Annotated in this window: 17 protein-coding genes; 12 read left to right on the top strand and 5 right to left on the bottom strand. The window is 55.3% G+C overall.

Annotated elements, in window-relative coordinates; all coding sequences use genetic code 11:
* Positions 1 to 18: 18 nt before the first annotated feature.
* Both BN3795_RS24000 and BN3795_RS23995 read left to right on the top strand, forming a co-directional pair.
* Complete coding sequence (locus BN3795_RS24000) at positions 19 to 2775, top strand: glycoside hydrolase family 2 protein (protein WP_068787192.1); 2757 nt, start codon at positions 19 to 21, stop codon at positions 2773 to 2775.
* 602 nt (positions 2776 to 3377) lie between these two features.
* The gene (locus BN3795_RS23995) at positions 3378 to 4055 is read left to right on the top strand and encodes a hypothetical protein (RefSeq protein WP_068787191.1); all 678 of its coding nucleotides are present in this window, start codon (positions 3378 to 3380) and stop codon (positions 4053 to 4055) included.
* A gap of 1437 nt (positions 4056 to 5492) precedes the next feature.
* On the opposite strand, the gene BN3795_RS23990 is transcribed toward BN3795_RS23995, so the two are convergent.
* A complete protein-coding gene (locus BN3795_RS23990; protein ID WP_068787190.1) occupies positions 5493 to 7193 on the bottom strand; it encodes an oleate hydratase in 1701 nt (566 codons plus the stop codon).
* 179 nt (positions 7194 to 7372) lie between these two features.
* Positions 7373 to 7936 (bottom strand): TetR-like C-terminal domain-containing protein, encoded by a 564-nt coding sequence (locus BN3795_RS23985; RefSeq protein WP_068787189.1) that lies wholly within the window; start codon positions 7934 to 7936, stop codon positions 7373 to 7375.
* A gap of 181 nt (positions 7937 to 8117) precedes the next feature.
* Between BN3795_RS23985 and BN3795_RS23980 the strand changes: the two genes are divergently transcribed.
* The 3 genes from BN3795_RS23980 (at position 8118) to BN3795_RS23970 (ending at position 13086) form a co-directional block, all read left to right on the top strand.
* Positions 8118 to 9050: an aldo/keto reductase gene (locus BN3795_RS23980; RefSeq protein WP_068787188.1), complete on the top strand. Its 933-nt coding sequence runs from the start codon at positions 8118 to 8120 to the stop codon at positions 9048 to 9050.
* 63 nt (positions 9051 to 9113) lie between these two features.
* Positions 9114 to 10463 (top strand): MATE family efflux transporter, encoded by a 1350-nt coding sequence (locus BN3795_RS23975; RefSeq protein WP_068787187.1) that lies wholly within the window; start codon positions 9114 to 9116, stop codon positions 10461 to 10463.
* A gap of 469 nt (positions 10464 to 10932) precedes the next feature.
* A complete protein-coding gene (locus BN3795_RS23970; protein WP_068787186.1) occupies positions 10933 to 13086 on the top strand; it encodes a glycoside hydrolase family 6 protein in 2154 nt (717 codons plus the stop codon).
* A 108-nt stretch (positions 13087 to 13194) separates the two neighbouring features.
* Here the strand turns inward: BN3795_RS23970 and BN3795_RS23965 are convergent, their stop codons facing one another.
* Positions 13195 to 14127 carry an S-layer homology domain-containing protein gene (locus tag BN3795_RS23965; protein ID WP_068787185.1) on the bottom strand — a complete coding sequence of 311 codons (933 nt, stop codon included), beginning with the start codon at positions 14125 to 14127 and terminating at the stop codon, positions 13195 to 13197.
* A gap of 350 nt (positions 14128 to 14477) precedes the next feature.
* Here BN3795_RS23965 and BN3795_RS23960 point away from each other — a divergent pair, with 350 nt between their 5' ends.
* Together BN3795_RS23960 and BN3795_RS23955 are read left to right on the top strand one after the other, a co-directional pair.
* A complete protein-coding gene (locus tag BN3795_RS23960) occupies positions 14478 to 15437 on the top strand; it encodes an alpha/beta fold hydrolase (protein WP_068787184.1) in 960 nt (319 codons plus the stop codon).
* Between the two features lie 52 nt (positions 15438 to 15489).
* The gene (locus BN3795_RS23955) at positions 15490 to 15996 is read left to right on the top strand and encodes a CYTH domain-containing protein (protein ID WP_068787183.1); all 507 of its coding nucleotides are present in this window, start codon (positions 15490 to 15492) and stop codon (positions 15994 to 15996) included.
* 38 nt (positions 15997 to 16034) lie between these two features.
* Here BN3795_RS23955 and BN3795_RS23950 read toward each other — a convergent pair whose 3' ends face one another.
* Entirely contained in the window at positions 16035 to 16793 is a 759-nt protein-coding gene (locus BN3795_RS23950; protein WP_232730031.1) for an SGNH/GDSL hydrolase family protein, read from the bottom strand.
* A gap of 195 nt (positions 16794 to 16988) precedes the next feature.
* Between BN3795_RS23950 and BN3795_RS23945 the strand changes: the two genes are divergently transcribed.
* Positions 16989 to 17972, top strand: a complete 984-nt coding sequence (locus tag BN3795_RS23945) for a Gfo/Idh/MocA family protein (RefSeq protein WP_068787256.1) — start codon at positions 16989 to 16991, stop codon at positions 17970 to 17972.
* 143 nt (positions 17973 to 18115) lie between these two features.
* On the opposite strand, the gene BN3795_RS23940 is transcribed toward BN3795_RS23945, so the two are convergent.
* A complete protein-coding gene (locus BN3795_RS23940; protein ID WP_068787182.1) occupies positions 18116 to 18460 on the bottom strand; it encodes a hypothetical protein in 345 nt (114 codons plus the stop codon).
* A gap of 256 nt (positions 18461 to 18716) precedes the next feature.
* Here BN3795_RS23940 and BN3795_RS23935 point away from each other — a divergent pair, with 256 nt between their 5' ends.
* The 4 genes from BN3795_RS23935 (at position 18717) to xylF (ending at position 24078) form a co-directional block, all read left to right on the top strand.
* Positions 18717 to 19700 carry a sugar-binding protein gene (locus tag BN3795_RS23935; RefSeq protein ID WP_068787181.1) on the top strand — a complete coding sequence of 328 codons (984 nt, stop codon included), beginning with the start codon at positions 18717 to 18719 and terminating at the stop codon, positions 19698 to 19700.
* A complete protein-coding gene (locus tag BN3795_RS23930; protein WP_068787180.1) occupies positions 19697 to 21142 on the top strand; it encodes a sensor histidine kinase in 1446 nt (481 codons plus the stop codon). The genes BN3795_RS23935 and BN3795_RS23930 overlap by 4 nt, the downstream gene beginning before the upstream one ends.
* Positions 21143 to 21165: 23 nt before the next feature.
* On the top strand, positions 21166 to 22731 hold the full coding sequence (locus BN3795_RS23925) for a helix-turn-helix domain-containing protein (RefSeq protein WP_068787179.1): 1566 nt from the start codon (positions 21166 to 21168) through the stop codon (positions 22729 to 22731).
* Between the two features lie 240 nt (positions 22732 to 22971).
* Positions 22972 to 24078 carry a D-xylose ABC transporter substrate-binding protein gene (gene xylF, locus BN3795_RS23920; protein ID WP_068787255.1) on the top strand — a complete coding sequence of 369 codons (1107 nt, stop codon included), beginning with the start codon at positions 22972 to 22974 and terminating at the stop codon, positions 24076 to 24078.
* The last annotated feature ends 65 nt before the right edge of the window (positions 24079 to 24143 follow it).

Raw genomic sequence — 24143 nt, 5'->3', positions numbered from 1 at the left:
GAAAGGTGTGCAAACTTGATGACAAATCAAACGTTAACGGCGGAAACGGCCGCGATTCCGCGTCCGGAGCATCCCCGGCCGGATTGGCAGCGGACGGATTGGCTGAATCTGAACGGGACCTGGTCGTTCCGGTTCGAACCGATCGGCGAAGGGGCCGGTGCGTCCTGGGAGGATGGAGAAGCCAAGGATTTTCCGGAACGGATCGAGGTGCCGTTTTCCTGGTCCAGCCCGCTGTCCGGAATCGGCAAAAACGAAGCGGGGATCGGCTGGTATCGGCGGACCGTTGCCTGGCGGCCGGAAGCGGACGGGTCGCGGATTTTCCTTCATTTCGGCGCGGTCGATTATCGGTGCGATGTTTGGGTTAACAGCATCCATGCCGGATCGCACCGGGGCGGATACGGCAACTTTGAGTTCGAGGTGACGGAATGTTGGAACACGGGCGGGGAAAATACGATTCTCGTTCGCGCGGAAGATGCGGACGGCGATGATCAGGCGCGCGGCAAGCAGGGATACGGCGAGATCCGCGGCATCTGGCAGCCGGTCTGGTTGGAGGCGCGGCCGATCGTCTACCTGCGGGACGCGAAGTTCCGCACGTCTCTGGACGGGCGGGTGGAAGTGACGGCCCGCATCGTTGCCAAGGAAACCACATCGGCCATGCTCGCCTTGCGGTTTCAGGACGGGGCCGTTGAGCACGCGGAGGAACTGACGCTGGCAGCCGGGGAGAACACGGTCCGCTCCTCGTTTCAGGTGGCGGAACCCCGGCTGTGGAGTCCGGAGACGCCGCATCTGTACGAGGGGGAACTGCGGTTGACGGCTGCCTCCGGGGAGGACGCGGTCGCCACGTATTTCGGCATTCGCGAAATCGGCACCGCCCGTTTCGGGCAGCGGGATTACCGCTGGATCACGTTGAACGGGAAGCCGATTTATCTGAACGGCGCGTTGGACCAATCTTTTCACCCGACCGGGTATTTCACCTATCCGACCGACGAGGAGATGCGGGACGAAATTTACTTGATGAAGCGCCTCGGGCTTAACTTTGCGCGGATCCACATCAAGCCGGAAGAACCGCGCAAGCTGTATTGGGCGGATAAGCTGGGGCTGCTGATTATGCAGGATATGCCCTGCTTCTGGGGCGCGCCCGGCGAATCGGCGCGGACGGCCTACGAAAGCGAAGCGCGCGAAGTGATTGAACGCGATTATAATCACCCGTCGATTTTTTCCTGGATCATGTTCAACGAGACGTGGGGCTTGAAATCGGGGAAAGCGGCCGGCAGTCTGACCGGGGATGAATCCGGCAACATGAATTATTTGCCCGAGACTCAGGAATGGGTGCAGGGGATTTATCGCTGGGCCAAAGAGATGGACCCAACGCGCCTTGTGGAGGACAATTCCGCCTGCAACTGGGACCATGTTGAAACGGACTTGAACACGTGGCATTTTTATGTGAACGGGTATGAAAAGGTGCGCGAGCATGTCAGCCATGTGGTGGCCCACACCTATCCGGGATCGACGTTCAACTATATCGGGGGGCGAACGCAAACGGATGCGCCGCTGATGAACAGCGAATGCGGCAACGTATGGGGCATCGAGCACAGCGCGGGGGACAGCGATCTGGCTTGGCATTACCACTACATGCTGAACGAGTTCCGCCGCCATGACAAAATGTGCGGGTTCGTGTTCACGGAATTCCGGGACGTGACGAACGAATTCAACGGCTACTACCGGCTTGACGGGACGGAAAAAGATTTCGGCTACAGCGACTTCGTGCCGGGCATGACGCTCGCCGACCTGCATGCGCCGGACTGGATCGTCATCGACGCGCCTCCGTCGCAAACGGTCGCCGCCGGGGCGAAGGTGTCCGTGCCCCTGCTGCGCTCCAGCTATTCGGACCGCCATCACGGCCGCACGCTCCAACTCGCCTGGGAGCTGTGGTACGACGACCTTGGCGTTCGCGTAGTGGCGGACCGCGGCGAGCGCGCCGTCGCCTGGGAGGATTACGGCGTGGCGGAGCTGGCACCGCTTGAGATTGCGATGCCGAAGCAGGACGCCGTTGCGGTGCTGGCCCTGCGGCTGGTCGCCGAGGGAGGCGAGACGGTGTCGCGCAACTTCGTCGCGTTCGACGTGCGTGGCGATGGCAGCGTTCCCGAGCCCATCGGCGGCGATATCCGTACGGTGAGCGTCCCGGTGGGCAGCTACGCGCAGCAGACGTTTGCGGTGCAATGGGAGGCGATCCAAGGAGCGAAGGTTAGCGGCGCGGGCGCAGGCGCTTTCGCGTATGAGGTGCGGCTGCCGGAGCGGGAGGAGCTGGCGCTGATCGGCGACATCGAAATCGCCTTCGAAGCCGGCGCCAAAAGGGTGCTCGCCCGCAACCTCGAAGGCGCAAAAACGCGCGATCACGGGATCAGCTACATGCACGGGGCTCCCGCCGACGTTGAATACAACCCGAACACCTATTACATGACGGATGAAGAACGCCATGAATCTGTGGTGACGGTTTGCATCGACGGGGAACCTGTCGGAAGCGCGCATCTCCCCGACGATCCTGCGGATGCCCGCGGCGTCTTGTCCTGGCATTACCAGCGGGTGGACAACCGCTTGGACGAGGCCGGCTCGTACGGGTACCTATGCCGCATCAAAGTACCCGGGCGCATCGCCGCCCAGTTGGACCGCAGCCGCCGCTTCCGGCTGGAGCTGACCGCCTCTGAAGGCGGATTGGCGCTGTATGGCCGCAATGCCGGGCGGTATCCGCTGGACATTCAGGTGCGCTGCCGCTAAGCCAGCGCACTGCCGCTAAGCCGGTGTATTGCCGCTAACGGTACGTCGCCGCTAACATGGGCCCCTGACGGCCAACTGAAGGCCGCCTGACCTATAACTTGCGGGGCAAATAAAGGCAAAAAATACCCTTATTTGCCCCAAAAACCGGCATATCCGGAAAATAGAAAAAAGTTAAGAGAAATGAAGATTAATGAGCAACGGGGGGAGTTGCAAGGAGAAGTAAGGAATAGCAAGGAGAAGCAAGAAGTAGCAAGGAGTAGTATGAAGTAGTAAGGAGTAGTAAGGAGTAGTAAGGAGTAGTAAGGAGTAGTAAGGAGTAGTAAGGAGTAGTAAGGAGTAGTATGAAGTAGCAAGAAGTAGCAAGGAGAAGCAAGGAGTAGCAAGGAGTAGTTTCCGAGTAGTAACGAGTCTTGATGCGGAGGATTAATACTGAGTAATACGGAACAACAGACGGCCGCACAAGGTCCTATTGCGGTGAGCTTTCTCTTGTGTCACACTAGGAGTATCAGACAGCAACGTGAGGCAAAGCCTGCCCCGTTTCCTTTCCAGTTTGGAGAGGAGCGGGGCTTTTTGTTTTTTACTATGACTGTGGAGGGGATAGTATGGGATTTCAAACGGAACATGAGATCTGGATTCAGGAGCACATGAAACGAAGAAGTGGCGAGCGGCTTGATGCACTCCGAAGGGGGCATGGCTATGGAAACCAATTGTTCATCGAGCTGATTTGGTGGCCGCTGGTGGGACATTTTGATGGATTGCACCCTGAGTTTGAGGTGAGGGATTGGCGGGGGAGATCCTATTTTGTTGATTTTTTATGGAGGGTGGGTGCGTCGCGGATCGTGTTCGAGGTCATGGATTACGGCTCCCATGGTACGGATCGGACGAAGTATCGGATGGACTTGAACAGGGGGCTGTTTCTGCAGTCCCAAGACTGCTTGATCTACTACATTGCCTTGGACGAGCTGAAGGAGAACCCCACGTTTATTCTGTCTTCCTTGCGGAGTATTCTGTCTCCTTACTTGTCCGTCGTACAGGGGAGGTCGTCTATGCGGATCTATTCCAAGATTGAGAGGGATCTCATGCGCGCCTCGATTCGCCATGATCGGGTGCTTCGCCCAGCGGAGGTGGCGCGGGAACTGGAACTGCATCCGATGACGGTCATTAAGTATTGCCGGATCCTCGTGGAAAAAGGAAAGCTCCGTGCAATAGCAAAAGGGGCTTCCGGACGTATCACTTCTTATGAATACGTGGGCCCGGCGCTAAGCCCGGATTTGGTGTGACCACGAACCGTGAGCCGTGGTGATTATAGAGGAACCGATTTATATATGATATTTCATATATAAATCGGTCGCCGAAGGGCTCAATCGGCTCATTCTATTCGAAATTTCATATAGAATGGGCCAATTGGCGAGGATTCGAGGGAATGTATTCGAAAAATCATATACATTAGGTCCTCGGGGGAGGGAAGGCCCGATTTATATATGATATTTCATATATAATCGTTCGCCGAAGGACCCAATCGGCTCATTCTATTCGAAATTTCATATAGAATGAGCCAATTGGCGAGGATTCGAGGGAATGTATTCGAAAAATCATATACATTAGGTCCTCGAGGGAGGGAAGGCCCGATTTATATATGATATTTCATATATAATCGTTCGCCGAAGGACCCAATCGGCTCATTCTATTCGAAATTTCATATAGAATGAGCCAATTGGCGAGGATTCGAGGAAATGTATTCGAAAAATCATATACATTAGGCCTTCGAAGGGGGGAATGACCGATTTATATATGATATTTCATATATAATCGGTCGCCGAAGGGCCCAATCGGCTCATTCTATTCGAAATTTCATATAGAATGGGCCATTTGGCGAAGGTTCGAGGGAGTGTATTCGAAAAATCATATACATTAGGCCTTCGAAGGGGGGAATGACCGATTTATATATGATATTTCATATATAATCGTTCGCCGAAGGACCCAATCGGCTCATTCTATTCGAAATTTCATATAGAATGGGCCATTTGGCGAAGGTTCGAGGGAATGTATTCGAAAAATCATATACATCAGGTCCTCGGGGGAGGGAATGATCGATTTATATATGATATTTCATATATAATCGGTTGCCGAAGGGCCCAATCGGCTCATTCTATTCGAAATTTCATATAGAATGAGCCAATTGGCGAGGATTCGAGGGAATGTATTCGAAAAATCATATACATTAGGTCCTCGGGGGAGGGGAGGCCCGATTTATATATGATATTTCATATATAATCGTTCGCCGAAGGGCCCAATCGACTCATTCTATTCGAAATTTCATATAGAATGAGCTATCCGGCGAGGGTTCGAGGAAATGTGCTCAAAAAAAGCCCCCTTTTTTCCGAGCAGCAGCGCTCAGAGCACGAATAAGGGTACAAAGTCCCCTTATTCGTGCTCCTGGCAAAAAAGGGAGCGGCGCATCCTCCCGGAAATCGGCGCCCCTATCGACGTCCTGTCGGTGTCCCTGTCGGCGCCCCTATCGGCGCCCCTATCGGCGTCTCTGTCGGCGTCCCTGTCGGCGTCCCTATCGGCATCCCTGTCGGCGCCCCTATCGGCGTCCCAATCGGCGTCCCTATCAGCGCCCCTGTCGGCGCCCCTATCGACGTCCTGTCGGCGTCCCTATCCGCGCCCCTATCGACATCCTATCGGCGTCCCTATCGGCGTCCCTATCCGCGCCCCTACCCGTTCAGCAGCTTGGCGATCTCCGTGCCGGACAGCAGCTCGCCAAGCGATCGGTTCAGCGGCAGCGGCTTGTTGCCGAGGCAGGTCCGCACCGCGGTCAGCAGGACGCGCACGTCATATCGGCTGGGGTGCACGGGAATCACTTCCTTCTCCAGCTTCAGCAGCCGGTATACCGCCGTCATCGCTGTACGGACGGAATATTCCACCGTAAACACGCAGTCGTCCGGCACCTCGGCAAACTGTCCGAGGAAAGCGAGGTTGACGCTGCCCTCCGGCACGACCTGCGGACGGTCGCCGGCCACGCGCGGCATGAACTGCGAAGTGATATACGGCATCATACAGGGAATGACGTTGGTCGTATGGGCCAGAATTTCCGGTATGCGGTCCTTCAACCCCATATGGTAGCAGAGCTCTTCCAGCAGCTCGCGTCCGGTGCAATCGGCCATCTTCTTGCCGACGTAGTTGCCGACCGCATCGGGGAACAATCCATAGGCCCACAGGACTTTGACGTTGTCCGGCTGGTTGAGGAAATGCGGCTGCTTCGGTGCGGTCCACGACATCAGCCAGTTGGAGTCCTTGATCGTTACAACGCCGCCCATCCCCGGCAAATCGCCGGTCAGCTCCAGCAAATGCGGGAATACGATGTCGTCGTCGGTGAGAGTGACCGTAAAGGAGAGCCATTTGGTCTTGTCGATATCCCCGCAAAACACCTCCGGCCGGCCGAAATCGGGAGATTTGGCGGCCAGCTTCTCCCACAAGCTCCAGCAGCCGCGTTCCTCGACAGACCGATTTAAAACAGCGGGCCGGTTCAAATCGCCTTTCGTGGAGTTTTCCGTCATCGAGCCGTTCGTCACCATGACCAGATCGCCTCGGGAGACGGGGATCGTCTTGGCCGCCCCGTTCACCTTCAGATGGATGGCGGTTACGACCTTTTCGCCGCCTGTCATATCGAGCTCCAGGTCGACGACCTGATGCCCCTTGTCAAAGTGGACGCCCTGCGCTTCCAGCCATTTCACCAGCGGAAGGATCAGCGAATCGTATTGGTTGTATTCCGTATGCAAAATGCCCTTCAGCCGGTTCATCCCGGAAATCAGATGCATAAAACGTTCCATGTAACGCTTCACTTCCACGACGCTGTGCCAGTTCTCGAACGCGAACATGGAGCGCCAGAAATACCAGAAATTCGTCTCCAGGAAGCTTGCGTCGAAAAATTGCTCAATCGTCGTTCTCCCCAGCTTCTCCTCGGTCAGCATCGCCAGTTTGCCAAGCTGCAAAGCATGCGCGGTCGACAGCCCCAGCGTGGAAAAATCCGCTTGTTGTCCGGCGTTCTCCACCAGCCGGCAATGCGACTCGATCGGCTCCGCCAGGTTCAATTCGCGGAATTCGTCCAACACGGTCCGGTCGGGGTCGGTCAACGACGGGATGAAGCCGAACAGCTCCATAAAGCATTCGAAATGCTCTTCGATTTCGCGTCCGCCGCGTGCGCTGTAGCCGTCCTTGGCGTTGCCCGCCCCGTCCATCGAACCGCCGTATATAGCGGATTCCTCCAGGATGTGGATGTTTCTCCCCGGCATGTGTCCGTCGCGGATCAGGAAAGCCGCAGCCGATAAAGAGCCGATGCCTCCGCCGACCAAATACGCTTTTTTCGCCGCGATGCCTTCCGGAACCCGCGGATGAATTCTTTGATACGTTCCCATAAGTCGTCTTCCTTTCTCAATGGAATAGGTTCCCTGCTCATGAGCTGCTTCAACTATATCCCCCGGAAAAAAACAAAACCATGGACACTTGAAGGCAAATGTCCATGGTTTGCACATGTGGGAAACATTGTGTCGTTTGTGAGCAACGTGTGAATTCGAGCAAGCGAGGGGGAGGCGGGCTACCCGTGCCGGTAGTTGTCCAAACTGCGGGTCAAATTGCCGCCGAGGATGGTACCCACCTTATCGGCGATTGCAACCGGATCCGTGTTGGCCCCTGTTTTCAGCCATTCGACCACCTGCCCGCGGACGGCCAGCGCGTAAAAATCGGCAACCTCCTGTTCCGCGCGCTGGCTCACGTCCCGCTCTTGCGCCAATTCCCGCACGACTTCGATCGCAACGCCGTAAATCACGTCGTACAGAAATTTTTCCAGATGCTCGCGCCCCAAGGAATGGAAGGTGTTCAGGCACATGGTTTTGTGTTTCTGCGTATAGCGCAGCACGCTCAAAAACCCCTGCTTCCAGCCGGCGTAATTGCGGTACGGCTCCAGGCCTTCGATCACTTCCGTCTGGTACACCCAGCCGAGCAATTCGTAAATATCCTGAAAGTGATTGTAAAAAGTGTGCCGGGTGACGCCGCAGTCCGCCGTAATCTGCTGGATCGTGATTTTGTTCAGCGGAACGGTAAGCATCAGCTTTTTCAAAGAACGGGCCAGCGCATTTTTGGTGATTTGGGAGTATGACACGACATATCCCCCTCCGAGAAAATGTTATTATCAGGAATTAAGATAGAAATAATGGAAAATTCGTTTAATCAGTATACCATATTCCAGCAGGGAATTGCATTGCGGCTTATCGGAATTCGAGCTAGAATATGGGGCAAGAGTCACCGTTCAACCAATCCAAACATCGCAGGAGCGTGAGAGGATGAAGTACAGAAGGTACGGAACAACCGGCAAACCAGTGTCGGAAATCGGTTTTGGCGCATGGCAGCTTGGCAACAAGCAGGATTGGGAGGGGATGGAGGACGACGAAGCGATCCGTCTGGTGCATGAAGCGCTGGATCTCGGAGTCAACTTTTTTGATACCGCTCCCAACTATGGCCAAGGCAAAAGCGAGGTGCTGCTCGGCAAAGCGCTGGAACGAAAACGCGACAAGGCGGTCATCAATACGAAATTCGGCCATTCCCCGGAAGGGACGGATTATTCGGCCGCGCAAATCCGCAACTCGATCGAGCGCAGTCTGATGCGGCTGCAAACGGATTATTTGGATTCCGTATTGCTTCACAATCCGCCGTTCGATCACCTGGACGGCAAATACGGCCATTACCAGGTGCTGGAGGATCTGAAAGCCGAAGGTAAAATCCTGGCGTACGGCGTGTCCGTCGATTCCAGCCGGGAAATGCTGGAGGCGCTGAAGCATGCCCGGCTTGGCGTCATGGAAGTGATGTTCAACATCTTTTATCAGGAAACGGCACTGGCGTTCCAGGCGGCCTCAGAGCGGGATGTCGCGCTGATCATTAAGGTACCGCTCGATTCCGGCTGGTTGTCGGGCAAATACGACGGAACCCGTTCGTTCACGGGCGTCCGCAGCCGATGGTCTCCGGAAGTCATCCAGGCCCGGGCCCAGCTGCTGGAGCAAATCCGGTTCCTTGAAGAGGATCGGACCACGATGACGATGGCGGCATTGCGCTTTATTTTGGCGTACCCGGAGGTGACGACGGTCATCCCTGGCGTTCGGAACAGCGCCCAGCTTCGCGAGAATGTCGCGGCCGGCGATGCGGCGTTGCCGGAGGAATCGCTGCGGAAATTGCAAGACCTGTGGGAGCGGGAGATCCGCTTCAAAAATCTCGGCTGGTAAAACGCTCGAAGGCAAAACGAACACGGCGGATTACGGCAGCACGGAAAAGAAAGGTTGCCTGTCATGGGTTTATGGGTACGGGAAAAAGAGTTTTACCAAAGTTTTTTCAGACTGACCTCGATTATTGCACTGCAAAACGTTATTTCCTTTAGTGTCAACCTTTCGGATAATATCATGCTGGGCGGCTACAGCGAATCGGCTTTGTCCGGGGTGGCCCTCGCCAATCAGCTCCAGTTCCTGCTGCAAATGCTCGTTATGGGCGTTGGCGAAGGCGTGGTCATTCTGTCTTCGCGCGCCTGGGGCGCACGGGACATTCGGACGATCAAGAAGGTTTCCAGCATTGGCATGCGCCTCGCGCTGGGGCTTGCATTGCTGCTGTGGCTGGCGGTATTCCTGTTCCCGCACGGGTGTCTGTCCTTGTTCACCAATGAGGACAGCGTCATCGCGGAGGGGGCTAAGTATTTACAAATCATCGGCTTCTCTTATCTCTTCTTTGCGGCCACGAATCTGCTGCTGGCTTCTCTGCGCAGCGTGGAGACGGTCAGAGTCGGATTTATTCTCTCTCTGTCGACGCTGGTCATCAACATCTGTCTGAACTACTTGCTGATCTATGGGCATTTCGGGTTCCCGGCCTGGGGGGTGCGCGGCTCGGCTGCGGCAACGTTAACGGCCCGGGTCATCGAACTTGCGATCGTGGTAGGATACCTGAAACGGGTCGATCAGAAAATAAAGTTTGCCCTGCGGGACTTCTTCCAATTTAATCGGGAGATCTTCAAGCAATACTTAAGCGTCGGCTCGCCGATCCTGGCCTCCAATGCTCTCTGGGGGCTGGCCATGGCGGTGCAGTCCGGCATCCTGGGACATATGGGGGAAGCGGCGATTGCTGCGAACAGCATCGCAACTACAATCTTCCAAATCGTGTCGGTCGTAACGTACGCTTCGGCGAGCGCGACGGCCGTGATCATCGGGAAGACGATCGGTGCCGGACATCCGGAGAAAATCAAACCTTACGCCCAAACGCTGCAGATGCTTTATTTGATCATCGGTTTGGGAACGGGGGCGGTGCTCTTTTTGATCAAGGACGTGGTGCTGGGCTTCTACGCGATTTCCCCGGAATCCAAGGCGTTGGCCTTGCAGTTTATGACGGTGCTCTCCATTACGGCAGTAGGTACGGCTTACCAAATGCCGGCATTAACGGGGATCGTGCGCAGCGGAGGGGATACGAAGTTCGTGTTGTACAACGACCTTATTTTCATGTGGCTGATCGTGTTGCCCTCGGCTTTCCTGTGCGCCGCAGTGTTGGGGTTGTCGCCGCTGCTGACGTTCATTTGCCTGAAGTCCGACCAGATCCTGAAATGCTTCGTGGCCGTCGTGAAGGTCAACCGCTACCGCTGGATTCGGGCGTTCGGTTAGAAGCTTACGTTAACGCTGCTCGGGATGCTTATTTAGGCGAAAAGAGAGGAGTTTCACTTCTAACGCTTGCCGAGGTGCTTATGAGGGGGATCGCCTTTATGAACAGAAAACGGGGAAATAAGTGTCAAGCGCGATTCGGTCTTGAACTTCAAATGATTGCTGATAGACTGGGGCCACCCAGTCTTTTTTCATTGCTCCGTTTCCCAATCAGCCTGCGACTGTTCGTCGCTTTGTCAAAAGAAATTCAACTCAATTCCGGAAGAATTTAGACTTTACGAAGGTTGGATTCGAAAAATAAGATAAAGATGTAATATTTTGGCTTTTTATTCTAATTTTATCTTTTTATGAAAGCGCATACTTGTATTGGGAAAGGGAGGTGAAGATCGGCGGCATTTGACGAGAAAAGGAGGAGTTCGCCTATGCCCGTAAAGGGCAGAACCGTTAATCATCACTAATAAGGAGTGATCCCATGTTCTCGAAACTTTTTAAACGAACGACGGCGATGATTGCCGTTGCGGCCTTGGCGCTAACATTGCTGCAGCCTATCGGAGTACAAAAGAGTTATGCCGCCGAAGCTCATGTCGACAATCCTTTTTTGGGCGCAACGATGTACGTGAATCCCGATTATGCGGCGCTGATCGATACCTCCATAGCCCAGGTCAGCGATAATACGCTAAAGGCCAAGATGCAGACCGTCAAGTCGTATCCGACGGCGGTGTGGCTGGACCGCATGGCGGCCATTGCCGGCGGGGAGGCAAACGGGGGCCGAAAAAGCCTGGCAGAAACGATGGACGAGGTACTTGCCCAGAAGCAAGGAAGTACGCCGATCGTAGCCACCTTCGTGATTTACAACTTGCCGGGCCGGGATTGTCACGCTTTGGCTTCCAACGGGGAGTTGCCTTTGACTGCGGAGGGTCTGCAGACTTACAAAACGAGCTACATTGATCCCATCGTCGAAGTATTCTCCGATCCGAAATATGCCGATATTCGGATTGTCGCCGTTATCGAGCCCGATTCGCTGCCGAATCTGGTCACGAACCTGGGCGATCCGAAATGCGCGCAAGCCAATTCGACCAACATTTACCGGGATGCCACGCGGTATGCCCTCGAAAAGCTGCATGCCATTCCTAACGTCTACAACTACATGGACATCGGGCACTCCGGTTGGCTGGGCTGGGACAGCAACCGGCAGCCGGCCATCGACTTCTTTACATCGGTCGTCGCCGGGACGCCGGCCGGACTTGCCAGCGTGGACGGCTTTATCACCAACACGGCCAACACGACTCCGCTGGAGGAGCCGTATCTGCCCGACCCGAATTTGGCGATCAACGGGATGCAACTGAAATCCGCCAAGTATTATGAATGGAATCCTTATTTTGACGAGGCGGACTTCACTGCGGCGCTGTATTCCGGGTTCGTGGCCAAGGGCTGGCCGTCCAGCATCGGCTTCCTGATCGACACCTCTCGCAACGGGTGGGGCGGTCCAAACCGGCCGACCGGAGCCAGCGGCACGACGGTGGATGCATATGCCGATTCCGGACGGATCGACAAGCGTCTCCATCGCGGGAACTGGTGCAATGCCAGCGGCGCCGGAATGGGCCAGCCTCCGCAGGCCGCACCGACGGGTTATCCGGGCTCTCATCTGGACGCTTTCGTATGGGTGAAGCCTCCGGGCGAATCAGACGGCTCCAGTACGGACATTCCCAACAATGAGGGCAAAGGGTTCGACAGAATGTGCGACCCGACTTATACCAATGCCGACGGAACGTTGACCGGCGCGCTGCCGGGCGCTCCGATTTCCGGACACTGGTTCCATGACCAATTCGTTCAACTGGTACAAAATGCATATCCGGCCATTCCGACCGGCGGCGGCGAGACGCCTACCGTTCCGGCGGCGCCGGCCGGCCTGACCGCAACCGCGGGCAACTCGCAAGTTACGCTAAGCTGGACAGCATCAAGCGGCGCGACGAGTTATAACGTAAAGCGCGCCACGACTAGCGGTGGACCGTACACGACCGTGGCGACGGGGGTTGCCGCCGCAAGCTACACGGATACCGGCTTGACCAACGGTACGACGTATTATTACGTCGTCAGCGCGGCGAACGGCGCCGGGGAAAGCGCGAATTCGGCCGAGGTTGCCGCGACGCCAAGCGGCGGCGGAACCGGGAGCGGAAATTTGGTGCTGCAATACCGTACCGGGGACACGAACGCTTCCGACAATCAACTCAAGCCGCAGTTCAATATCAAGAACAACGGGACGACTGCCGTTGATTTGAGCACATTGAAGATACGTTATTACTTTACGAAAGACGGCAGCCAGGACGTGAACGCTTGGATCGACTGGGCCCAACTCGGCGCGGCCAACATTCAGCATACGTTTGGTGCCGTGTCCGGGGAGAATGCGGACACCTATATTGAGCTGAGCTTTACCGCAGCGGCCGGACAACTTGCCGCAGGCGGGCAGTCCGGCGACATCCAACTGCGGATGGCCAAGACCGACTGGTCCAATTTCGACGAGAGCAACGATTATTCGTATGATGCCGCCAAAACGGCTTACGCGGATTGGGATCATATCACCCTTTATCAAAACGATACGCTGGTCTGGGGGATAGAGCCGCAATAATGAAGGCGTCGCCGGAGCCCCTTTGCTAAAGCAATAGCATAGCATGCCAAAAGACGATTTCATCCCGCTCGACTGGCGGTGATGGAATCGTCTTTTGTTTGCGCGGAATTATTTCGATTGTGCCCCGATTACCGGTTGGTATCCTGACGGGATGTACGTGACAGCCTTCACCTCAGAGATCACCTGCGGATAAAATTGATCCGGCTGAGGGGGCAAGACGCGATAGTCGATGATGGCCTTGCCGTCCTTGAAGGAAATGTTGGAAACCTCCAGGCCGTAACCCGGATGAGGTGCCATCGCCGAAATCGTTACCTTCGTCACATCGCTGGAGATTTTGTCCGTGTTCAGTCCGAAATCGTACAGGTTGCCGGGAACCGGATCCACAGCGGGTTGGCGGTCTTTGATAAACTGCAGCGTTCGATCGAGCATGCCTGCGGCTTCGCTGCGAGAGACCGGCTGCTTCGGTCCGAAGTTCCCCTTTTTATCCAAGGTAACGATTTTGGCCTGAAGCAGCGGCTGGATGCTGCCCATATAAGCCTTGTTGATTTGCTTCTCGTCGTTGATGTTTAAATATTGCATCGTCCACATGTAATCGCCCTTTGTGCTCAAGGCTTTGAACAGCCAGTGGCTGAACTGCTCCTTGGTCACTTTGGCCGCCGGATTGATATCCTTCGGAATGTCGAGTCCGTAGTAGTTAGCGATGACGAAGGCTTGGGCATACCAGGCGTTATCGTTGACCTTGGTGTAATAATCGCTGGCTTTTGGCATTTGGATGAACCGGATCGTATCAAAGTTCAGGTCCAGCGTTTTGACGATCAGGGAGACGGCGGAAGCCCCCGTCAGCTTCTGAGCCGGATAGTAGCGGCCGTGAAAATCCCCTTTGATGATTCCCATTTTCTCCAGGCGTTCGATCGCCTTCTGCTCCTTGTCGCCTTTGATGTCGCTAAACGCCGAGGCGGTGCCGCCAAACATCAGGGTAAATACGATCACCATCAGCAGCGTCAGCTTCGGAATTTTGGATAAAGAAGTTTTCGTTTTCATTTGCAAGTCCCTCCCTGGAACAATTGTGAGTGAAACGCATCGTATCCGCCGGGTTGCACCACCTCTCGGCAGCGTCCGGCGCGGCAAAGCTATCCAAAGCTATCAATTCCCTCCTCCCGGATCCGGTTTGGTTTAACTCCTTGACGCAAGGAGCGTTGCAGATGTTTCACTTTTTAACCGATTTTTTGCGTGGCCGTTCAGGCTATCGAAAAAGAGGGTAAAAGCATCGCCGATCCCTCTTGTACAGAAAGCGTTGTCAAGCTATACTGTGAGCGATGACCCTGCGGCTGCTGCTGCAGCCAAGCCGGATCGGTGAAATCAGACCCTGTTGTGGAGAGAGGAAGAGATCAATGCCGGTTATCGACATGCCCTTGGACGAATTGCGCAAGTACAAAGGAATCAACCCGAAACTGCCGGATTTTGATGCGTATTGGGAGGTGGCGCTACGCGAGATGCGCGCCGTTGATCCGCAGGTCCGGATCGAGAAAGCCGACTATCAGTTGCCGGGTGTAGAGTGTTATCATCTTTATTTTACCGGAGTGAAGGGGGCGCGCATTCATGCTCAATATGTGCGTCCGGCGAAATTTGACGGCCCGGCGCCAGCGGTGGTGCTGTTCCACGGCTATTCAGCGAATGCCGGCGACTGGAGCGAGAAGCTGGGATACGCTTCGCTTGGCTTCCATGTGTTCGCTATGGACTGCCGCGGACAAGGCGGCAAGTCGGAAGATGTTGGGGGGACGATCGGGAATACACTGCAGGGCCATATTATCCGCGGCGTAGACGGAGATCCGCAAAACATGCTATTCCGCCATATTTTCCTGGATGCCGTGCAATTGACGGGAATCGTCATGGATCTGCCGGAGGTAGACGAGAATCGCGTTGGCGTAACCGGCTGGTCGCAGGGCGGCGGGATCACGCTGGCCTGCGCCGCGCTCGAACCGCGCGTTCGCCGGGCTGCTCCGGTTTATCCATTCCTGTCCGACTACCGCCGGGTCTGGGAGATGGATTTGGCCCGGAACGCTTATGAGGAGCTGCGCCTTTACTTCCGCCGCTTCGATCCGCAGCATGAGCGGGAGGAAGAGCTGTTCGCCAAGCTGGGCTACATTGACGTACACCATCTGGCTAGCCGCATTCAAGCCGAAGTGCTGATGGGGGTTAGTTTGATGGACGAGATTTGTCCGCCATCCACCCAATTTGCGGCGTACAACGTAATTTCCTCGCCGAAGAAGCTGGAGATTTTCCCGGACTTTGGTCATGAAGGATTGCCGGGGATGCAAGACAAGATCGTTCAGTTTATGCTTGGTTTGTAAAGCCGAAGGGAAAGCAAAGCTGTACGGTACATGCAGTAAGGAGGTTGTTTGGTTGCCGCTGGAAATTGAACGCAAGTTTCTGTTGCCGGCGTATCCGGAGCATTGGATTCAGAAGGGGGAGCTTATGGTTCGGTCGGAGCATGCGATCGACCAGACATATTTGGCTCTGCACGAGGATCAGGAGCTTCGGGTTCGCAGAATCGAAGATTTGCATACCGGAGAGGTTCAGTATACGCATACGTTCAAACGAGGATTTGGTTTGTCCCGGGAAGAAGTGGAGGTCTCCATCTCGGAAGGGCTTTATTCGCAGATTATCGGGATCCATCAGGCGATTCCACTGACCAAGCGGCGGGTGACCGCCGAATGGGACAAGCATACGGTGGAAATCGACCTCTATGACCAGATCGATTTTATCGTGCTGGAAGTCGAGTTCGGCTCGGAGGAGGAGGCGCAATCCTTTGTGCCCCCGGACTGGTTCGGGCCTGACATCAGTACCGATAAACGATACAGCAACAAGAAGGTATGGAGCGATCTGCAGCGCCGCAAAAAAGAGACCTGATCTCCTCAGGTCTCTTTCCTCATCAGGTCGATTATCGTCTACTCCAGCGCCAATCCGCCATTGCCGTCACGCAGCAGGAAGCGGTAATTACTGCGAATGAACTCAAGCACCTTGTCGCAGATGATCCGGTGTCCGTCTTCATTCGGGTGAATGCCGTCCGAACAGAGAAATTTCGTGTAATCGGGATGCTCCAGAAATGCGCCGCGCACGTCGATAAATTTGGTCTTCGTCTTCTCCGATACCTTCAGGATCGTTGAATTGTAACGTTCCTGCCACCAATAGATCTTCGTGACACTGCCGAGCCACTTCAGGATATTCTGCTCTGCTTCCGGGTCGTTCCGGCTGACCCATTTGAAATAGTTGTCGGCGTTCAGCGGTGGCAGGCTCATCAGAACCGGGATGATATTCTGGCTCTTGACGAATTGGATCGCTTCAGTCAACATCTTTTCAAACAGATTAAAGTCGGTTTTCGGGCTGTGTTCTGCGTCGGGACGTTCAGCAATCTCGTTCCAGTTGAAATCACAGTCATTGCCTCCGTATTCGATCAGAACGATATGGGGCTTATCCTTCTCCACGTCCTTCTTGAGGTTCGTGAGTCCCTTCATCAACGTGTTGCCAAACCGGGCGGTATTGTGAACCGCGCCCTTCAACTTCTGCTGCAAGAGCGAAACGTAATTGTTCTCCAAGACGACGTACTTACGGCGTTGTTCATCATAAATGACGCCTTTGGAAATGGAGTCCCCGCTGACCATATACTTGATTTCATTTTTGAAAAAAAACTTGCTGTCGTAGCTCACAGTTTCACCTCTTTCATGCCTCGAAACCTTTTTCATTTCGCTACATCTATTGTAGATTAGTTCTCGCGCCCAGCGCAAGTGCGTAAGTCCTATTATCGCAAGGTGCTTGATTTAGCGGTCGAAAGTGGACAAGGGTGACAGGGAATGAGAGAATACGGGTAAAGCGACCATGAACAAGGGGAGGAACTCACTTTGATACGTTTCGCGACGATTGGAACGAACTGGATTACGGAGCGTTTTATTCAGGCGGCTTTGGAAACGGAGCAATTTGCCTTAACGGCGGTATACTCCCGGACCGAAGAGAAGGGCAGGGAATTCGCCGCCAAATTTGGCGATCCCCAGGTATTTACGGATTTGCAGGCCTTGGCGTCCAGTCCGGACATCGATGCCGTTTACATCGCGAGTCCGAATTCACTTCACGCGGAGCAGGCGATTCTGCTGATGGATCATGGCAAGCATGTGCTATGTGAGAAGCCAATGGCCTCCAACGCAGCCGAGGTCCGGCGAATGATCGAAGCCGCTCGCCGCAACGACGTGCTGTTGATGGAGGCGCTGAAGTCGACGCTGATGCCGAACTTCCGGGCAGTCCATGACAATTTGTACAAAATCGGCCGGGTACGGCGTTACTTCTCAAGCTATTGCCAGTACTCCTCGCGGTTTGACGCGTTCAAGCAGGGCAAAGTGCTGAACGCCTTTAACCCTGCGTATTCTAACGGCGCCTTGATGGATCTCGGCATCTATTGCATCTACCCGATGGTGACGCTCTTCGGCAAGCCGGAATCGGTGCAAGCCTCCGCCGTGATGCTGTCCTCGGGCGTGGATGGCGAAGGCAGCCTAATCGTGCGTTATCCGGATATGGACGGCGTCATCATGTATTCGAAAATCACGGACTCCTATCTGCCAACGGAGATTCAGGGGGAGAACGGGACGATCGTGATCGACCGGATCAACCAGCCTTATGAGGCCAAAATCCTGTACCGCGACGGTACAACCGAGGAACTGACGCGCTCCCAGCCGCAGGAGTCGATGTATTATGAAGCGCTGGAGTTCATCGAGCTGATTCAGAGCGGACAACGGGAGAGCCAGATCAATTCGCATGCCCGTTCGCTGGCCGTTGCCGAGCTGATGGAGGAAGCGAGACACCAGTTTGGATTGTGGTACGCAGCAGACGAGGAATAAGGTTAACAAAATAGGAAAGCTAAATTTAAGCCCAAACCGCAGGAATCGGTTCGGGCTTTTTGGGCGGCGGGGTACTCTTCGTCCGGGCGCTTTGCACCATTATCCCTCTTAGTCAGGTCGGACGAAGCGGGCCGCCCGCCAGGCTAGAAAGCTGCCTCAAGAACCTCGAAGGCCTCAAGTACCTCAGAACTCAAGAATTTCAGGGGCGACAGGAACGTTAGGAACCTCAAGAGTATCAGGGGCATGAGGGGCATGAGGAGTACCAAGAGCACCAAGAGCACCAACAGCACCAACAGCACCACGAGCATCAAGAGCACGAAGAACACCAAGAGCACGAAGAACACCAAGAGCACGAAGAGCACGAAGAACACCAAGAGCACGAAGAACACCAAGAGCACGAAGAGCACGAAGAACACCAAGAGCACGAAGAACACCAAGAACACCAAGAGCACGAAGAGCATCAATAGTATCAATAGTATCAGGGGCATAAGAACCCAAGAACCCCAGAATCCCAGAACCCCAGAACCCAAGAACCTAGCAGGTAGTTCCTCTGAGCCCAGGCCTGATTAATAGGGATAATCATGCAAAGGGGGGCGCAGAGGACCTTGCCTTTACGCTACCCGGCGTGCGCTAACAGCGTACACTAACCTCTTGCACCAACAGGCTTACGCTAAAACCTCGAACGCAAAATTCTCATTGCAACCGTTTACACCCTAAGATAGGATAATCGAAGAGGTGAACAGGATGATCAAGGACAAAAAATGGCTGGCCGGCCTGATGATCTGCATCGTCGTCTTCGTCTATTTGTTTATCGGTTTTGCCCGCTATTCCGGAAAGATCGGCAGCATCGTCAAGGAGCTGCAAGGCGAACCGGCGAGCGGCGAGCCGCGATATCATATCGTCTTGATTGAGCAGGAGCGGTACCACCCCTATTGGGAAATGGTGGAGAAGGGAGCGGCAGAGGCCGCCGAAAAGTACGGCATCGACATCGAGTTCACGGGTCCGGTGCGTAACAATATGGAGGAGCAGTTGAACCTGCTGGAAAAAGCGATCGCCGCCCGCGTCGACGCGATTATCGTGCAGGGGCTGAACGAGGAGCGGTTCACGCCGGTCATCGACAAGGCGGTGCGGCGCGGCATCCCCGTCGTGACGATCGACACCGATGCGCCGGACAGCAAACGGCTGGCTTATGTCGGCACCGACAACCTGGCTGCCGGCGAGCGACTGGGCCGCCTTGTCGTCGAGACGACCGGCGGCACCGGAAAGATCGGCGTGATCATCGGCAGCGATCAGGCGGCCAACCAACTTCAGCGGCTGGACGGACTCAGAAGAATCGTTGCCGAGCACGAGGGGCTTGAGATCGTCGACGTCCGCAGCTCGAACATCTCCCATATGGAGGCGATCCAGCAGGCGGCCAACATGCTCCGGAACCACCCGGATATTAACATCATGGTCGGCACCAGCGCCACCGATGCCCTTGGCGTGCTGCAGGCCGCCAAAAACCGCAGCGACCTGACGATCATCGGCTTCGACAATCAGAAGGAGACGCTCGAAGCGATTCGCAAGGGCGAGATTGAAGCGACGGTTGCGCAGCAGCCTTTTTTAATGGGAGATATGGCGGTACGGCTGCTTTATGAGCATTTCGAGGGGAAACCGCTGAAGAAGGAATACTTCACCGAAGTGAAAGTATTGAATGCCCGCAACGTAGAGGAGGGCGAGAGCTTATGAGCATCCGCCGCAAGCTGTTTCTATTCATTCCGCTGCTGGTGTTGGTGATGAGCTCGGTGTCTTTTTTTCTATTCCAGAGTGGGAAGAATGTCCAGGAAAGCTACCATCTGATGATGAAGCGGATTCTGTTGTATAAGGAAATCTCCTATGAGGTAGGGGAAAACATGCGGTCGATGAACCGCTTCATTATGCAGATGGACACGGAAAGCTTGCCGGAAGTGGTCAAGCACTTGAACGCCGTCAAGTCCCTAAGATCTGATCTGGACGGGCTGCGGACGATCGGCGGAAGCGATCTGGCCCTCGCCAATTACCGCCATATTATCGATACGTTCCTCGAACAGGCCGAGACGATGATCGAGCGGATCAGCTATGAGGATTCCGATACGATGGCCGGGGCGTATATCGAAGCGGAGCAGACACAGCGTTATATCCGCGAGGAGGCCCAGGAGCTGGTCGACTTGGAGCTGGAGCAGTATAAGCCGATCTACGAGGATATGATGTTTACGACCGACAAGCTGAATCAGTTGGGCATTTTGCTCGTCGTGACCGCAGCAGCGTTCAGCATTTTGCTGGCGATATGGCTGTCGCGCAGCATCACCGGGCCGATCCGCCGGTTGGTTGCCACCGCCAAGCAGATCTCCAAGGGGCGGATGGACACCAAGGCGCCGGAGAGTGACAGCAACGATGAAATCAGTATTTTGTGCCGGGCGTTTAACGGGATGATCGACAATATCCAGCAGCTGATGGCCGAGAACATCCACAATCTGGAGAAAGACCGGCTGGTTAAAGAGCTGGAGCTAAAGACGCTGCAGAGCCAGATCAACCCGCATTTTCTTTTTAATACGCTAAACTCGATCTCCAAGCTGGCTTATCTCGAAGGTGCGGCCAAGACAAGCGATCTGGCTGTCTCGGTATCGCGTCTGCTCCGCTACAATCTGCAGAAGCTGGACCAGGCGGTCCCTCTTCGCGAGGAGGTGGCACATGTCACCGAATACATGAACATCCAGAAGGCACGGTTCCGCGATCGGATCGCCTTCGTTATGAACATCGACGAGCGGGTGCTGGATGCCATGATCCCCTGCTTGACCCTGCAGCCGATTCTGGAGAACGCTTTTGTTCACGGGATTGAGCAGATGGAGGAAGGGGCTGTGCTGGAACTGATGATCCGCCAAGGCAAAGGCGAGGAGGACCAGGTCGAGATCGAGATCCGCGATAACGGCGTTGGCATGAGCCGCGAGACGGTAAGCAAGCTGCTGCAATCGGTGCGCGGGGAAGCGCCGCGGTTCGGCGGGAAAGGGCAATCGACCGGGCTGGGCACGCATAATGTGTTTAAGCGGCTGCATTTATTTTTCGATGGACAGGAACGCATCGCCATCGACAGCGAAGAAGGGGCCGGAACGGCCGTCAGCTTCACGCTGCCGCTTCGCACGGGCTTGGAATAGAACGGGAAACGGAGGGAACCCATGTGTATACCTTGTTGATTGCGGACGACGAAGCCTTGGAGCGCGAAGGTCTGGAGATGATGATCGGTCATGCGATGCCGGACAGGTTCCGCTTCCTTCATGCGGAGAACGGCCGGCGGGCCATCCAGCTGGCGGAGGAGGAACGGCCGGACTTTGTCTTTATGGATATCAAAATGCCGGGGATTCAAGGCTTGGAAGCGGTGCGGGAGATTATCGCAAGGCAGCCGGGGGTGAAGGTCGTCATGATTACCGCCCACGATTATTTTGCCTACGCGAAGGAGGGGCTGGCGCTTGGCGTACGGGAGTATCTGCTGAAGCCGGCGCGGCGGGAAGAGGTGGTCGAAGTGCTGAAGAGCTTGATCGCCGAGGCCGAAGAAGCGAAGCGGGCCCGCGACGAACGGCTGGCTCTGCAGGAGAAGCTGTCCCAACTGCTGCCGTTGGCGGAGAGCGAGCTGTCGCTGATGCTGATGCTGGAGTATGCGCAGGAAGTCGAAGCCGACCAATTGGCGGAGATGCTGAACCTCCAGTGGCGCAAGGGTTACGCGATGGTGCTGTCGTTCGCGAAGCACACGCCGAAGGAATGGGCCGGCTTTCAGGCCGCGAAGAAGGAGATTTACGACTCCGTCAAGCAATGGGTGAAGCCGGGGTTGTCCTGCATCGTCAGCCCGATGGTGGGCCATCAGATGGCGCTGTTTATCCCGTTTCCGCCGGGACGTCCGGGGTATACGCAGCGGGTTCTCGCGCTGGAATGGGGCGAGCGGCTGCGCAGCCAGGTGGAGGAACGATTCGGCCTGTCGCTGTCCGTTGGCATCGGCTCCATCCACGAAGGCTGGGACGGGCTGAGCCGATCGTATCGCGAAGCCGTACGTGTCTGCGCGGACGAGCAGGATATCGTCTGCGTTCGGCATTTCGATGACATCGCCGAAAGCTCGGGACGCCCGGCGATTCCGCTGGACGAGGAGAAGAAGCTGCTAGACGCGCTGCTGCGGCATGACAAGCTGGAAACGATCGAACGCTTCAGCCTGTTGCTTGAACGTCTGGAGGGGGCCGAGCCGCGGCACTTCCCGCGCCTGCGAGGGGATGTGATCGGGTTGCTCCTGTACCTGAGCCGCGGCGTGGAAGCGGGGGATGGCCCCGATTTGATCGAGGATTTAAGCGCCTGCGAGGATGCGGCGTCGCTGCGCGAATGCGCCTTGCGCCGGCTTGGCGGATGGATCGACGGCCTGCGGGAACGGAAAGAACGCAGCCGCTCGCATGTGCTGCAGCGGGCGATCCTGTTCATCGGCCAGCGGTTTAAGGAAGAGATCTCGATGGAGCAAACTGCGGAATACGTGAATCTCAGTCCGTATTATTTTAGTAAGCTGTTTAAGCTGCAGACGGGGGAAAATTTCAGCGATTATTTAACCCGTCTGCGCATCGAGGAGGCGAAGCGGTTGATCGCTGACCGTTCCTTAAGCTTGAAGGAGATTTGTTATGAGGTTGGCTATAAGGACCCGAATTATTTCAGCCGGGTGTTCAAGAAATCCGTAGGTATTACGCCGAGCGAATATCGGCAGCAAACCGAATAACGCTGCAGGACACCCAAGTCCTTGTCCGAGACAAGGACTTTTTTGTCTTTTTCGAACAAAAATATCCAGTGAAAGCTGCATTTATGAAAACCCTTTCAACCAGGAGCAAGGGAGTGCTGGCGAAGCGCAAAGAAGTGCAGGTATCGACCGGGCCGCGGTGCTGAAGGCGATGCTAAGATATTTCTGTAAGCGCAATCATTCCTTGCGATTTTGAAAAGAAGGGGCGTAGGCAGAGTGAAAATGAAAAAACACAGTCATTTTGTACGGTTAAGCTTGGCGGCCATTTTATTGGCTTCCTCCCTGGCGGGTTGCGGGGTTGTCTCGGACGGCAACGCCAACAGCGGGAATACGAAGAACAATGCGGGCAGCGCGGCTGAAGGCAAGGACGATGGCAAAATCGTCATCGGGATGTCGATGGACACCTTGAAGGAGGAACGGTGGCAGAAGGACCGGGATCTGTTCACTGCCAAGGTTGAAGAACTCGGCGGCGAAGTGAAGGTGCTTGCGGCCAACGGGGATGACGCTACGCAGTTGAGCCAAGCGGAACAACTGATTTCGCAAGGCGTTGACGTGCTGGTCGTTATCGCACATAATGCCGAAGCGACTGCGCCGATCGTGGAAAAGGCTCACAAAGAAGGCATCAAGGTCATCGCCTACGACCGGCTGATCAAAAACTCGGACGTTGACTACTACATCTCCTTCGACAACGTCCGGGTTGGCGAATTCCAAGCCCGCGCTGTCATCGATGCGGCGCCGAAGGGCAATATCGTTTACATCGGCGGCGCGGACACCGACAACAACGCACACATGTTTAAAGAAGGCGCGATGAGCGTGCTGAAGCCGCTTGAGGAGAAAGGCGACATCAAGATCGTATATGACCAGTTCTCCAAGGACTGGAAGCCGGAAGAAGCGCTGAAGAACATGGAAAACGCGCTGACCGCCAACAAAAATGACGTGCAAGGCGTCGTCGCTGCGAACGACGGCACGGCTGGCGGGGTCATCCAGGCGTTGACTGCCCAAGGCATGGCCGGCAAGATTCCGGTATCCGGGCAAGATGCGGACCTCGCCGCCGTTCAACGGATCGCCGAAGGGACTCAGCTGATGACGGTGTACAAACCGATCAAATCGATTGCGACCACGGCTGCAGAAATGGCGGTCTCCGCCGCTAAAGGCGAAGAAGTCAAAGCCGACAAGACCGTTAACAATGGAAAAATCGATGTGCCTTCCTTATTGCTGGATCCTATTCCGGTCAACAAGGACAGCTTGAACGTCGTCATCGAAGACGGGTTCCACAAACTCGAGGATGTGTACAAAAACGTGCCGAAGGATCAATGGCCTAAGCAATAAAAAGGTAAAAGCGGGCAGAAGCGGCGATAACCAAGGAGCGTTCGGCGTCTCCTTGGTTTCGTTCT

The sequence above is a fragment of the Paenibacillus phocaeensis genome, assembly GCF_900021165.1.
Taxonomy (GTDB): Bacteria; Bacillota; Bacilli; order Paenibacillales; family Paenibacillaceae; genus Fontibacillus; species Fontibacillus phocaensis.
Note: the sequence above shows the minus strand (reverse complement) of the source record. Positions and strands in the feature narration are given on the sequence as shown.

What these genes read in the sequence shown, in the direction of transcription:
- BN3795_RS24000 (WP_068787192.1), top strand. Translation starts at nt 19, where the DNA reads ATGACAAATCAAACGTTAACGGCGGAAACGGCCGCGATTCCGCGTCCG.
- BN3795_RS23995 (WP_068787191.1), top strand. Translation starts at nt 3,378, where the DNA reads ATGGGATTTCAAACGGAACATGAGATCTGGATTCAGGAGCACATGAAA.
- BN3795_RS23990 (WP_068787190.1), bottom strand. Translation starts at nt 7,193, where the DNA reads ATGGGAACGTATCAAAGAATTCATCCGCGGGTTCCGGAAGGCATCGCG.
- BN3795_RS23980 (WP_068787188.1), top strand. Translation starts at nt 8,118, where the DNA reads ATGAAGTACAGAAGGTACGGAACAACCGGCAAACCAGTGTCGGAAATC.
- BN3795_RS23975 (WP_068787187.1), top strand. Translation starts at nt 9,114, where the DNA reads ATGGGTTTATGGGTACGGGAAAAAGAGTTTTACCAAAGTTTTTTCAGA.
- BN3795_RS23970 (WP_068787186.1), top strand. Translation starts at nt 10,933, where the DNA reads ATGTTCTCGAAACTTTTTAAACGAACGACGGCGATGATTGCCGTTGCG.
- BN3795_RS23965 (WP_068787185.1), bottom strand. Translation starts at nt 14,127, where the DNA reads ATGAAAACGAAAACTTCTTTATCCAAAATTCCGAAGCTGACGCTGCTG.
- BN3795_RS23960 (WP_068787184.1), top strand. Translation starts at nt 14,478, where the DNA reads ATGCCGGTTATCGACATGCCCTTGGACGAATTGCGCAAGTACAAAGGA.
- BN3795_RS23940 (WP_068787182.1), bottom strand. Translation starts at nt 18,460, where the DNA reads ATGCCCCTGATACTATTGATACTATTGATGCTCTTCGTGCTCTTGGTG.
- BN3795_RS23935 (WP_068787181.1), top strand. Translation starts at nt 18,717, where the DNA reads ATGATCAAGGACAAAAAATGGCTGGCCGGCCTGATGATCTGCATCGTC.
- BN3795_RS23930 (WP_068787180.1), top strand. Translation starts at nt 19,697, where the DNA reads ATGAGCATCCGCCGCAAGCTGTTTCTATTCATTCCGCTGCTGGTGTTG.
- xylF (WP_068787255.1), top strand. Translation starts at nt 22,972, where the DNA reads ATGAAAAAACACAGTCATTTTGTACGGTTAAGCTTGGCGGCCATTTTA.